We start from the raw sequence: 12,535 nt of genomic DNA, 5'->3' as shown, positions 1-12,535 counted from the left end.
GACCCCCTCATAGCGCCCTTACCAGCACTTTCACCCCAGGGAACGGTCACCGGGAACCCCACCCCCTCGGTCCGCCGAACCATTACTTCACCTCGCCACTTGTGGCAGGATCGCCACTCGGGGACTTCGCGCCAATACAGGGAGAAATCATGCGGGAATTGCGAGGAAGAATTGCCGCCGTCACCGGCGCGGCGAGCGGCATCGGGCGGGCACTGGCCGTCGAGCTCGCGGCACAGGGGATGCGCGTGGCGATCGCCGACGTGGACACCGCCGGTCTCGCGGGCACCGCCGACGCGGTGCGCGCCCTCGGCGGGCAGGCGCTGGTCGTGCCCACCGACGTCCGGGACCCCGAGGCCGTGGAGCGGTTCGCCGAGGCGACGGAGACCGAGTTCGGCGCGGTGCACGTGGTCTGCAACAACGCGGGCGTCTCACGGATGGGCCTGTCCTGGGAGGTCCCACTGGAGGACTGGCAGTGGGTGCTCGACGTCGCGTTCTGGGGCGTGGTGCACGGGATCCGCGCCTTCGTGCCCCGGCTGCTCGCGCACGAGGAGCCGGGCCACCTGATCAACACTTCCTCCGTCGGCGGCCTGACCCAAGTGCCCTACATCGCCCCCTACACCGCCGCCAAGCACGCGGTCGTCGGGCTGACGAGGTCACTCCGGGCCGAGCTCGCCGAGACGGCGGTGGGAGTGAGCCTGCTGTGCCCCGGCCCGGTGGTGAGCAACATGGACCCGCACACGCCACGGCCGGGCGAGGTCGAGCGGCTGGCCGACGGCCCGGCCGCGCTGGCCCGGCACGCGCGCGAATCGCATCACGAGGGCATGGCGGCCGAGCACGTCGCCCGGATGGCGGTCACGGCCATCCAGGAGGACCAGTTCTACGTGCTGCCCAACCTCGCCGACTTCCTCCCGGCACTGGAAAGCGACTTCAGCGCGCTACTTTCCGCACCGACCCGCTAGCACCGCCCCAACCGCGTCCACAATGGACTCACGCCCGCGGAGCACCGGTCCGTGAAGGACTCCTTGAGGGACTCTGGGTCCCTCAAGGAGTCCTTCACGGACTTGGCACCGCTCCCGTCAGCGCAGGTAGTGGTCGAACCACCGCAGGATCCTGGTGAGGAGGTCGATCTGCGCGGGGAACGCCCGCACGCCGTGGCCTTCTTCCGGATAGATCACCAGCGCCGAGGGCACGCCATGGGCACGCAGGGCCTGGTGGAATTCCCGGGCCTGCCCCGGCGGCGTGGCGCGGTCGAGCGCGCCCGCGACGTTCAGGCACGGGGTGCGGGCCTTGCTCGCGTGCAGGACCGGGCTGCGGGTGTGCACCAGGGTGCCCGGGTCTTCCGGGTCGGCGTCGAGGTAGCTGGTGCCCCAGCTCCCGATGTTGCTCGTGAAGCTCTGGCTGTACCAGTCGGTGACCGGGGAGATCGGGACCGCGGCGACGAAGCGGCGGTCCTGGGTGACAAGCCAGGACGACATGAACCCGCCGTAGCTGCCGCCGATCAGCCCGATCCGGTCCTCGTCGGCGAGCCCGCGTCCGACCAGCGCGTCGATGCCGGACAGGAGGTCGTGGGCGTCGGCGCCGCCCATGTCGCCGATCACGCGGGCGGCGAACTCCTGTCCCCGGCCGCCGCTGCCGCGAGGGTTGGGGTTCAGCACGGCGTAGCCCCGCGCGACCAGGAGCGGGACCCAGGGGTAGCGCATCGACCAGGAGTTCCGGAACGCCCAGATGGGTCCGCCGTGGATGTTGACCACCAGCGGGAACGGCCCCTCCCCCGCCGGACGGCACAGGATCCCGTCGATGTCGAGGCCGTCGGGTGCGGTCCAGGTGACCGTCTCGGCCCCGCCCGCGACGGTGAGGAGGTGGTCGGTACCCGGATGGGCGGTCGAGGCGAGCACCCGGTCGCCGCTCTCCCCGGTGAGCACGAGCCGGGGCGCCACGGTGTAGGAGTCCTGCACGGTCAGCACCCGGCCGTCCGCGGTGAACGCGCCCGCGGGGTAGAAGGTGCCGCCGCCACAGGACAATTCCGTGTCGAGCACCTCCCGGACCGAGCCACCCGGCACGTCGAGGATCCCGGCGACCGAGGCGAGCCGACGCTGCCCGAAGTAGCCGAGGCGGTCCGCGTCGAGCCATTCGACCTGGCTGACGTCGGTGCCCGCGGTGTCGATCCGCCGCACCGCACCGGTGTCCGGATCGACCAGCAGCAGGTCGCCGGCGACCACCCCGCGATCGCTGCACGCGGCTTCGACGACCGCGACCCGCGCCCCGTCGGGCGAACCGGCGGGCAGGGCCAGCTGCACGAGGCTGTCCAGCAGCTTGCGCGCCTCGCCCGCGAGGTCGAGCAGGGTCAGGTGCGCGGCGTACCACGCGTCCTCTCCCGGCTCGCCGGACGAGATCGTGACGACCCGGTCCGGCCCGCACCACCCGGCTTCCCAGCAGTTGAGGCCGTCCGGGGACAACCGGGTCAGGCCGCCGGTGGCAAGGGTGTAGATCCAGAGGGTGCGCCAGGCGGCCTCGTCCACGCCGCCGTCCTCCACTTCGGGGAACCACGACGGCCGATCCTGCTCCGTCCGCCTGGCCGAACCCGAGCCCTGGCCACCGGACAGGTCCGCGCCAGGGCCGGCGACCCCGAGCAGGATCCGGCGCCCGTCCGGCGACCACTGGGCGTACTCAACCGAGCCGGGCACCTCCGGCGCGGGCGACGCCTCACCGAGGCCGCTCGAAAGCAGGTGCAGCTGGAACACACCGGCCTCGTGGCGATCAGAGAGGAACGCGAGCCCGTCGCCGTCCGGGGAGAACCGCGCCCACCGCGCCGATCCCGGCCCGGCCGACACCGCGCGCAGTTCCCCGTCCTCCGCGGTGTACAGCGCGGTCCTGACCGGGCCGGTGAGGTCGTCGAGGACCGAGCCGGTCACCGCCACACGTTCGCCGTCCCGGGTCACGTGGGGCTCGCGAAGACCGTGCGGACGGCCGAAAGCGGGTTCGTGCAGGGCACGCAGATGTTCGGTGACCTCGCGGTGGGCGGTTGTGTCGTCCATGGTGTTCTCCTCCTGCCGACGGCGGTCATGACCGGTACACCGCGCCACCTCACTCGTCGTCGACGACATCACCACGGGTTCGGGCGACCGCGATCACATGGCTGCTCAGCCCGAGCAAGGCGGGTTCGCTTTCGACGGCTCTGGCGGAGTGGAGAATCACGTCACGGTTCGCGGGCAGGTCCCAGCGGTCGGCGAGATCCGGCAGCCAGCCCGCGAGTCCCTCGACACCCACGACTTCACGCACGCCGAGTCCCGCGTCGAGGCATTCCCGGCGCAGTTCTTCGGGATGGTGGAAATAAGCGGTGGTGAACCACTGGAGGCGGTCGGTTTCGTTGCGATGCTGACCGGTGGCCAGATCGGCGTCCACCATTCGCCGGAACTCCGGATCGGAAAGAAAGCCGTGGGCGAGGCCGTCGAAAAGCGAAGCGAAACGCGAGATCGCGGCGACGAATATCCAGCCGCCGGCGCGAACCGCGCGGCCGGCTTCGCGCAAGGCCGCGAGACGGTCTTGGCGGTCGGTGAGGTGATAAAGGGGGCCGAGCAGCAGCGCGGCGTCGAAGCTCGCGTCCGGCACCGGCAACGCGCGGGCGTCGGCCATGGACACGGTCATTCCCGGTGTCCTTTCGGCCAGTCGCCGGGCAGCGACGACATGTTCCGGGACGATGTCGAACAACGTCACCTGATGGCCGTCCGCGGCCAGCCAGGCGGCGTGCACTCCGGTGGCACCACCGATATCGAGCACGCGCAGGGATTCGGCGGGCAGATGTCGTCGCACGATCTCCTGGGTCCGGGAGAACTCGAGACGGCCGGCCGCGTCGGTGAGTCGTGCTCCCTCGTCGGTCGACCGGTAATGCTCGACGATCTCGCTCGGTAGCTCGTTCACCGCACGAACACTACGGCCGTTTTCCAGTGGACGCACCGGAATATCCCGGCCTCGGCACCGGCGCTTGCCCGCTTGAAGTACAGGAAGGCGTAAAAGACCCACCCCTCACTTCTTTTCCTTGAGGTCGCCTGCCCGCACCCCGACGAGGAGGACGACCACCGCCAGCAGCACGATCCCGCTGCTGATCTGCAGTCCGAGGGCGAGACTCCCGGTGGCGGATTGGATGAACCCGAGCAGCGAAGGCGACGCGGCGGCCGCGAAGGAGCCCATCGAGGTCACGACGGCGATCCCGGTCGCGGCAGCGCGGTCCGAAAGGTAGATCGACGGAATCGAGTAGAACACCGTCAGCCCCGAGTAGTGCGCCGCCGCGAGGACGGCGAGCAGCACCACGACCGCGAAGACGCTGCCGTGGGAAAGGGAGATCGCGAACATCGCGAGCGCCGCGACGATCCACGCCGTCGCGGCGTGCCAGCGCCGTTCGAGGGTGCGGTCGGAATGCCGTCCGACGATCAGCATGGCGACGATCCCGGCCAGCGGCGGCACGGCCGAGAACAGGCCGAGGTTCAGCACGTCGCCCACCCCGGCGTCGGCGATGATCCTGGGCGCCCAGAAGGAAACCGCGTTCGCGAGGGTGTACGCGCCGCACGCGCACAGCCCGAGGATCCAGACCTTGGGATCGCTCAGCGCCTCGCGAAGGCCGACGTGGGTCCGCTTACCGCCCGCGCCTCCCTTGAGCCGCTGATCGGCGTCGAGGTCGGCCCGGACCGCGGCCTTCTGCGCGGGAGTCAGCCAGCGGACCTGCTCGGGCTCGTCGGCGAGCCAGAACAGCACGGCGAGGGCGAGCAGGATCGGCGGGATCCCCTCGACGAGGAACAGCCATTGCCAGTCCGCCAGGCCCGCGACACCGCCGAGGCCGTGCATGATGCCGCCGGAGATCACCGAACCCGCGATCCCGGAGATCGGCACCCCGATGAAGAAGATCGCCGTCATCCGGGTCCGGCGCGCCGAGGGGAACCAGCGCGACAGATAGAACAACGCGCCGGGGAAGAACCCCGCCTCGGCGACGCCGAGCAGGAACCTCGCCACGTAGAAGGTGTACTCGTCCCGGACGAACATCGTCACCACGGTCACGACACCCCAGGAGGCCATGATCCGCACCAGGGACTTGCGTGCGCCGATCCGCGCCATCAGCGCGTTGCTCGGTACCTCGAAGAGGATGAACCCGACGAAGAACACCGTCACGCCGAGGCCGTAGACCGCGGGACCGAAACCGAGATCGCGTTTGAGGCCCTCCTGCGCGATGCCGATGTTCGTCCGGTCGATGAAGCTGACGATGTAGCAGATCACGAGCAAGGGCATGACCCGCAGCGCGATCGTCCGGTAGGTGGCGGGGCGGTCGACCGGCACGGCGGACTGCTCGATGGCGGGGCTGGGATCGGCCACGGGCTTCGACTCCCTTGTCGGCGGCGGGGACCACGCGAGCATGCGCTTTAGTGTTGATAGTGTCAACACTTGGGTTTCGATGGGTAGGATGCCCGGCATGACCGAACGGCCGGACGGACACGAGCTCGTCCCGATCTCCCAGCTGCTCTCCTACCGACTCTCCCGCACGTCGGCCGCGCTGTCGCGTTCGGCGGCGTTGCGCTATCGCCGGGAGTTCGACGTGAGCCTCGGCGAATGGCGGGCCATCGCCCTCATCGCCGCCGACCCGACGCTCACGCTCAACCGGCTCGCCCGCCGCGCCGGCTTGGACAAAGCGCAGATGAGCCGGGTGGTGGCGAAGCTGGTCGAGCGCGGCTTGGTGAACCGCACGGCCGCCTCGGGACGCACTTCCCGCCTCGCACTGACCGAGGACGGGCTCACCGTGTACCGCGGTCTCATCGTCGCGGCGAACGAGCGCGACGCCGCCTTCCTCGGCCTCCTGAGCTCCACGGAGGCCGAGATCCTCGAACGCGCCCTGGACAAGCTCGCCGACGCCGCACTCGTCATCGAACAGGAGGAGCGTGAACGTGACACGAAACCCTAAGTGTTGACATTATCAACGCTCGGCTAGTAGTTCTGGAGTCACCGGAGGAGGTGACTCGATGACCGACGAGGTCACGATTTGTGAGTGCTTCGCCAGGGACGGGCTGCAGCACGAGCCGTCGTTCGTCCCCACCGCGACGAAAGTCGCCCTGCTGGAAGGTTTCGTGCGCGCGGGCTTCACCCGCGTCGAGGCCACGAGCTACAGCCACCCGGAGCGGGTCCCGGCGTTCGCCGACGCGAGCGACGTGCTCGCCTCACTCGGCCGCCGGCCCGGCGTGGCGTTCAAGGCGACGTGCCCCAATCCCCGTGCCGTGACACGGGCGCTGGCCGACCTGGATCGCGGCGCCGGGGCTCAAGAGCTGAGCCTGCTGGTCTCGGCCAGTGAGAGCCACACCGAACGGAATCTGCGCACCACCCGCGCCGCCCAATGGGAGCGGATCGCCGAGATGATCCGGTTGGCGGACAAGCGTTTCCGCCTGATCGGCGTGGTGTCGGTCGCGTTCGGCTGCCCGTTCGAAGGCGCTGTCGACCCGGGACGGGTCGCCGAGGACGTCGCGCGGTTCGCCGACCTCGGCGCCGACGCGGTCACCCTGGGAGACACCACCGGCGTGGCGACGCCGAAGTCCGTGGCCGCCCTGTTCGAGCGGCTCGGCCGGGAGCTTCCGGGGTTGCCGTTGATCGCGCACTTCCACAATTCGCGGGGCGCGGGCATCGCCAACGCGGTGGCCGCGCTGGACGCGGGCTGCCGCCATTTCGACAGCGCGATGGGCGGGGTCGGCGGCCACCCGGCGTCGATCGGCTACGGCGCCGGGCTGACCGGCAACGTCTGCACCGAAGACCTCGTCGACCTCTTCCACGCGATGGGTGTCCGAACCGGACTGGACCCCGACGCGCTCGCCGAGTCGTCCGCCGCCTGCGAGAAAGCGCTCGGCCGCCCGCTGCACAGCATGGTCGCGCGAGCCGGTTTCGCCCGCACACAAGGAGAAAGCCGACGATGACCGGAACCCTGCTCACCGAGGACCACGACCGCGTCCGGGTCCTCACCCTCAACCGGCCGGCCAAGCTCAACGCGCTCGACACCACCCTGACCCGGGCACTGCGGGACGCGCTCGACGACGCCGACCTCGATCCCGGCGTCCGCGCCGTGGTGCTGACCGGCAACGGCCGCGGCTTCTGCGCGGGCGCGGATCTTTCCGAGTTCTCCGACCTCACCCCGGAAAACCCCGGTGCCGTGCTGGAGCGGGCGGCGCTGACCGCCGCGGTCCAGACCCGGATGCAGCGGATGGGCACCCCGGTCGTCGCCGCGGTCCGCGGCGCGGCGGTCGGCGGCGGCGCGGGCCTCGCGATCGGCGCCGACATGGTCGTCGCCGGCGCCGACCTGCGCTTCGGCTACCCGGAACTCCGGCACTCCCTCGTCCCGGCCCTGGTGATGACCGGCCTCGTGCGGCACCTGGGCCGCAAACTCGCCTTCGAGCTGATCAGTACCGGCAGGCTGCTCACCGCGGCCGAAGCGTTCGAACACGGGCTGATCAACCAAGTCGTCGAGGCCGAAAACGTCCTCCCGGCCGCGTTGGAGATCGCCACCAAGTGGACTGCGGTGGAGCCGCGGGCCCTGAGCGCCGCCAAAGACCTGTTCTACCGGGTCGCCGACCTGCCGACCGACGCCGCCATGCGTGCCGGCCAGGACGTGAACGCCCTGATGCGGGGGTTCCGCGCGTGACGCCGCCCCTCGAAGGCCTCACCGTGCTCGACTTCTCCCGGGTGCTGGCCGCGCCGATGGCCACGCAGATCCTCGGCGAACTGGGCGCGACGGTGATCAAGGTCGAACGGCCGGGTACCGGCGACGAGACCCGGGGCTTCGAACCCCGGCTCCCCGCCGGGGAGAGTGCCTACTTCTTCGCCGTCAACCGGGGGAAACGCTCGGTGACCCTCGATCTGAAGGACCCGCGCGGCCGCGACGCCGCCCGCCGTCTCGCCGCCCGCTCCGACGTCGTCGTGGAGAACTTCCTGCCCGGCACCATGGACCGGCTCGGCCTCGGCTACGAGGATCTGGCCGAGGGCAACCCCGGTCTGGTGTACGTGTCCGCCACCGGGTTCGGGCAGACCGGCCCGGACCGTGCCCGCAAGGGGTACGACACCGTCTTCCAAGCCCTGTCCGGGATCATGGCGATGACCGGCGAACCGGACGGCCCGCCGGTCAAGACCGGCGTCCCGGTGGCGGATCTGACCTCGGGGCTCTGGGTGGTCATCGCCGTGCTGACCGGGCTGGCGGGCCGGGGCACCGGCGGACGTGGCCGCCATCTGGACGTGTCGATGATGGACGTCCAGCTCAGCCTGCACGCGCTCAACGCCGCCCGGCTGTTCGCCCTCGACGAGGATCCGGCGCGGACCGGCAGCCAGCACCCCGGCCGCGTCCCGTCGGCGGCCTTCGAAGCCGCGGACGGCCGCTGGGTGCACGTCAGCTGCAGCGACCAGCACTGGGCACCGCTGTGCCGGGTGCTCCGTCTCGACGAACTCGGTTCCGACCCCGCGCTCCGGCACAACGCCGGGCGGGTCGCCCACCGGGATCGGGTGATGAACGCGCTGCGCGCGGCGATCGCCGGACGCGAAAGCGGCGGCCTGGTCGAGGAACTGCGCGCGGCCGACGTCCCGGTGGGCGAGGTGCGCGGAGTCCGCGACGCGCTGGCCGACCCGCACGCGCGAGCACGCGGCGTCGTCGGCACCTTCTCCCATCCGACCGAGGGCGCGTTCCCCGCGATCCGCACGCCGCTGCGGGACACCGGGGCGGAGCCGGGCGACCTGGCGAGCCCGCCGTTGCTGGGCGCCGACACCGAGACCATGCTCGCGGAGGTGGGCTTCGGCCCCGCGGAGATCGCCGCCCTGCGCGGTGAAGGAGTGATCTGAGTGGACGAACGGATCCGGCTCGACGTCACCGCCGGGATCGCCCGGGTGGAGCTCGCCCGCCCGGACTCGCGCAACGCCGTGGACCTGCCCCTGTGCCTTCAGTTGCGTGAGGCGTTCGACGAGATCGACGCCGACGAGTCGGTCCGCGTCGTCCTGCTTTCCGGGCAGGGCCCGGTCTTCTGCGCAGGCGCCGACCTCAAGGAGCGCACGGGCAAGGACGCGTCATGGGTACGCCGCCGGCGTGCGGCCTCGTTCGCCGCCTACGCCGCGATCGCGGCCTGCCGCCGTCCGGTGGTCGCGCTGGTGCACGGCGCCGTCGTCGGCTCGGGCGGCGAGATCACCCTCGCCGCCGACTTCGCGATCGCCGCCGAGGGCACCACGTTCCGTTTCCCCGAGCCGCATTGGGGCACGATCGGCGCCACCCAGCGGCTGCCGAGGGCGATCGGGCCGCGCCGCGCCAAGGAACTGCTGTTCACCAATCGCCCCGTCGGCGCGGAGGAAGCCCGCGATCTCGGGCTCGTCGTCCGCGTCGTTCCCGCGGCGGAGCTGACCGACGCCGGGGACGCCACCGCCCAGGACATCGCCAAGGCGCCGCCCGGGGCCATCGCGCTGACGAAACGCGCGGTGGATCTCGGCACCGAGACCGACCTCGACCGCGGCATCCGCATCGAAATGGCCGCGATCGAGCAGAATCTGGGCACCGGCGACTGGCGTGAAGGCGTCGACCGCTTCCGCGCCGCCGCGACTCCCGAGGAGGCAGAGTGATGGACCTGCGCACCGTCTGCCCGCTCACCGCGCACGAGGCGCTGGAGCGGGCCGCGCTGACCGCGCCGGACGTCGAGGCCGTCGTCGCCGCCGGATCCCGTGTCACCTACGGCGAACTCGCCGGGAACGTCGCGCGGATCAGGGCCGCGCTCGCCGCGCACGGCGTCGGGCGGGGCGACCGCGTCGGCGTCTGCCTCGGCAACGGCCCCGACTGGGTCGCGCTGTTCGTCGCGATCGGCTCGCTCGGTGCCGTCACCGTGCCCGTCAACACCCGGTGCACCGCGAGCGAAGTGCACTACATGCTGGCCAAGGCGAAGGTTTCCACGCTCTTCGTCGCGGACCGTGTGCTACGCGTCGACTTCATCGCGATGCTGCGCGAGCTGGGCCTCGGCACCGACGGGCGCTGTGCCTCGCTGCCCGACCTGACCTCGGTGGTGGTGCTGGGCGCCGAGGTGCCGGACGGGGTGACGCCCTGGTCCGCTTTCCTCGCCGCCGCCGGTGCCGACGTCCCCGCCATCGCGGAACCGGACGACGTCCTGCTCGTGCAGTACACCTCGGGCACGACCTCCCGCCCCAAAGGCGTTTTGCTCACCCATCGGAGCATGTGCGCCAACGCGTACTTTTCGGGCGCCCGGCTCGGATTCCGCCCCGCCGACCGATTCCTCAGCGCCCGTCCTTTCTTCCACGTCGCCGGGAGCACGCTGTCGGTGCTCGCGAGCCTGCAGCACGCCATCACGTTGGTGGCCATGGCGAAATTCGAGGCGGCGGAGGCCTTGCGTCTCCTGGAAGAGGAACGCTGCACCCATTTTTCGGGCAATGACACCATCGCGATGATGTTGCTCAACCATCCCGATCGCGCGACGCGGGAACTCCACCTGCGCGGCGCCTGGGTCGCGGCGTCACCGACGGTGATCCGGCGGGTGATCGACGAACTCGGCGCCCGCGAATGCGTCGCCGGATACGGCTTGTCGGAGGCCTCGCCGAACGTCGCGCAGTCGTGTTGGTGGGAACCCGAAGAGCTCCGGGCGTCCGGCGCGATGGCCGTCGAGCCCGGGGTGGAGGTCCGCATCCGCGCGCTCGATGCCGACCACGACTGCGCGCCGGGTATCGCGGGCGCGATCCTCGTCCGCGGCTGGAACGTCATGCGGGGCTACCTGGACGACCCCGGGCAGACCGCCGCCGCGATCGACGCCGACGGCTGGCTGTCCACAGGGGACATCGGTCTCCTCGACGACTCCGGCAGGCTCCATTTCGGCGGGCGTACCAAGGACATCATCCGCGTCGGCGGCGAGAACGTCGCCCCGGCCGACGTCGAGGACGTCCTGCACAGCCATTCCGCGGTCCGGCAGGCCGCCGTGGTCGGGGTGCCGCACGAGCGGCTGGTCGAGGTCCCGTTCGCGTTCGTCGTGCTGCGCGAACCCGGCGCGGTCACCGAAGAGGAATTGCTGCGGTGGGCGAAGGACAATATGGCGGGTTTCAAGGTGCCGCACCATCTCCGCATCGTCGACGGCTTCGAAGACATCGGCATGACCGCGAGTTCGAAGGTACGGAAGAACCAGCTCGCGGAGCACGCCCGTACCCTGCTCGGGACCGTCCGATGAGGCGGATCGCGACCCCGGTCACCACGCTGCTGGACATCGATCTGCCGATCGTGCAGGCGGGGATGTCGTGGGCCTCGTCGTGTTCGGCCCTGCCGCTCGCGGTGAGCAACGCCGGCGGGCTGGGCGTCGTCGCCGCGGGGCCGATGCGACTGCCGGACCTCGCTCGCGCCCTCGACGAAATGGCCGACGGAACCGAGTCACCCTGGGCGGTGAACCTGCCGCTGTACCGGGCGGGCGCCGACGAGGTGATCGATCTGCTCATCGAGCGCCGCCCGCCGGTGCTGATCGCGTCGCAGGGCGGCCCGCGGCGCTACCTCGACCGCTTCCACGATGCCGGGACCACCTGCCTGCACGTGGTCGCCGGAACCGAGCACGCGAAGAAGGCCGTCGACGCCGGTGTCGACGGGCTCGTCGTGGTCGGCGCCGAGGCCGGCGGGCATCCGCCGCCCGGTCTGGTGACGACGCTGATCCTCACCCGCGCCGTCGCCACCGCGGTGCCGGACACCGCGATCGTGGCGTCCGGAGGCCTCGCCGACGGCGCCGGTCTCGCCGCGATGCTCGCGCTCGGCGCGGGCGCCGCCCAGTTCGGCACCCGGTTCCTCGCCAGCGCCGAAGCCACCGTCCATCCGGACTACAAGGCCGCTGTCGTCGCCGCCGGCATCGAGTCGACCCGCACCGTCGGCCGGGACCTCGGCCTGATCCGCGCACTGGCCAACGACTTCACCGACCGGATGACCGAACTCGAGAACTCGGCGGCCGACCTCGAACGGCGCCGCGACACGTTCACGGCGTCCAGCCTGCGAGACGCCGCCCTCGACGGCGACCTGAAGAACGGCAAGGTCGAAGCGGGACAGTCGGCCGGGCTGGTGACCGACATCCGGCCCGCGGCCGACATCGTGCGGCGGATCGTCGAGGAGTACGACGCCGCCGTCGCCCGGCTCCGCCCCTGACGCTCCCCGCTTCCCGCATTTCGTCCTCTAAATGCGTCCACTGCGGCTTGAAGTACATGAAGGCCCCCTTCCTTGCGCCTATCGCAAGGAAGGGGGCCTTCATGTACTTCGGCTACCGCGGCAAGGCGTGAAGGTCGAGTTTCCTCGGCTGAGCCGAGGGAAGGGGGCCTTCACGCGGCTCGCCTGTGCCTGTTGTGACTCCCGGTGCGACTGGGGCGATTGTGGCGATCACCGCAGTCCGTGAAGGCCTCCTTGAGGGACCCTGGGTCCCTCAAGGAGGCCTAATGGGGTGTGTTCGAGTCGGGTTTGGCAGGCTTGGATGTGGTGGCTGCTGGCGGGTGAGCACTCGTGAGGCCTGGGTTTTGCGAGACC

The 12,535-nt window shown here is 71.0% G+C and carries 11 protein-coding genes; 8 read left to right on the top strand and 3 right to left on the bottom strand.

Going from position 1 to position 12,535, the window contains the following annotated elements; all coding sequences use genetic code 11:
• The first annotated feature begins 149 nt into the window (after positions 1 to 149).
• A complete protein-coding gene (locus IE302_RS00055) occupies positions 150 to 959 on the top strand; it encodes an SDR family NAD(P)-dependent oxidoreductase (RefSeq protein WP_191250469.1) in 810 nt (269 codons plus the stop codon).
• A gap of 117 nt (positions 960 to 1,076) precedes the next feature.
• Here IE302_RS00055 and IE302_RS00050 read toward each other — a convergent pair whose 3' ends face one another.
• The 3 genes from IE302_RS00050 to IE302_RS00040 form a co-directional block, all read right to left on the bottom strand.
• On the bottom strand, positions 1,077 to 3,035 hold the full coding sequence (locus IE302_RS00050; protein WP_191250467.1) for a S9 family peptidase: 1,959 nt from the start codon (positions 3,033 to 3,035) through the stop codon (positions 1,077 to 1,079).
• 49 nt (positions 3,036 to 3,084) lie between these two features.
• Complete coding sequence (locus tag IE302_RS00045; protein ID WP_191250465.1) at positions 3,085 to 3,918, bottom strand: class I SAM-dependent methyltransferase; 834 nt, start codon at positions 3,916 to 3,918, stop codon at positions 3,085 to 3,087.
• Between the two features lie 105 nt (positions 3,919 to 4,023).
• A complete protein-coding gene (locus IE302_RS00040) occupies positions 4,024 to 5,361 on the bottom strand; it encodes an MFS transporter (RefSeq protein WP_191250463.1) in 1,338 nt (445 codons plus the stop codon).
• 97 nt (positions 5,362 to 5,458) lie between these two features.
• Between IE302_RS00040 and IE302_RS00035 the strand changes: the two genes are divergently transcribed.
• The 7 genes from IE302_RS00035 to IE302_RS00005 are packed head-to-tail and all read left to right on the top strand — an operon-like array spanning position 5,459 to position 12,163.
• Entirely contained in the window at positions 5,459 to 5,944 is a 486-nt protein-coding gene (locus IE302_RS00035) for a MarR family winged helix-turn-helix transcriptional regulator (RefSeq protein WP_191250461.1), read from the top strand.
• Positions 5,945 to 6,002: 58 nt separating this feature from the next.
• Complete coding sequence (locus IE302_RS00030) at positions 6,003 to 6,941, top strand: hydroxymethylglutaryl-CoA lyase (RefSeq protein WP_191250459.1); 939 nt, start codon at positions 6,003 to 6,005, stop codon at positions 6,939 to 6,941.
• The gene (locus IE302_RS00025) at positions 6,938 to 7,663 is read left to right on the top strand and encodes an enoyl-CoA hydratase/isomerase family protein (protein ID WP_191250457.1); all 726 of its coding nucleotides are present in this window, start codon (positions 6,938 to 6,940) and stop codon (positions 7,661 to 7,663) included. The genes IE302_RS00030 and IE302_RS00025 overlap by 4 nt, the downstream gene beginning before the upstream one ends.
• Positions 7,660 to 8,847 (top strand): CaiB/BaiF CoA transferase family protein, encoded by a 1,188-nt coding sequence (locus IE302_RS00020; RefSeq protein ID WP_191250455.1) that lies wholly within the window; start codon positions 7,660 to 7,662, stop codon positions 8,845 to 8,847. The genes IE302_RS00025 and IE302_RS00020 overlap by 4 nt, the downstream gene beginning before the upstream one ends.
• On the top strand, positions 8,848 to 9,612 hold the full coding sequence (locus tag IE302_RS00015; RefSeq protein WP_191250453.1) for an enoyl-CoA hydratase/isomerase family protein: 765 nt from the start codon (positions 8,848 to 8,850) through the stop codon (positions 9,610 to 9,612).
• Entirely contained in the window at positions 9,612 to 11,213 is a 1,602-nt protein-coding gene (locus IE302_RS00010) for an AMP-binding protein (RefSeq protein WP_191250451.1), read from the top strand. Before IE302_RS00015 ends, IE302_RS00010 begins: the two co-directional genes overlap by 1 nt.
• Positions 11,210 to 12,163: an NAD(P)H-dependent flavin oxidoreductase gene (locus tag IE302_RS00005; protein ID WP_191250449.1), complete on the top strand. Its 954-nt coding sequence runs from the start codon at positions 11,210 to 11,212 to the stop codon at positions 12,161 to 12,163. Before IE302_RS00010 ends, IE302_RS00005 begins: the two co-directional genes overlap by 4 nt.
• Positions 12,164 to 12,535: the final 372 nt, after the last annotated feature.

Origin of the sequence: Amycolatopsis oliviviridis (genome assembly GCF_014654365.1) — a bacterium.
Classification (GTDB): Bacteria; Actinomycetota; Actinomycetes; order Mycobacteriales; family Pseudonocardiaceae; genus Amycolatopsis; species Amycolatopsis oliviviridis.
This window is presented reverse-complemented; position numbering and strand designations above follow the sequence as displayed.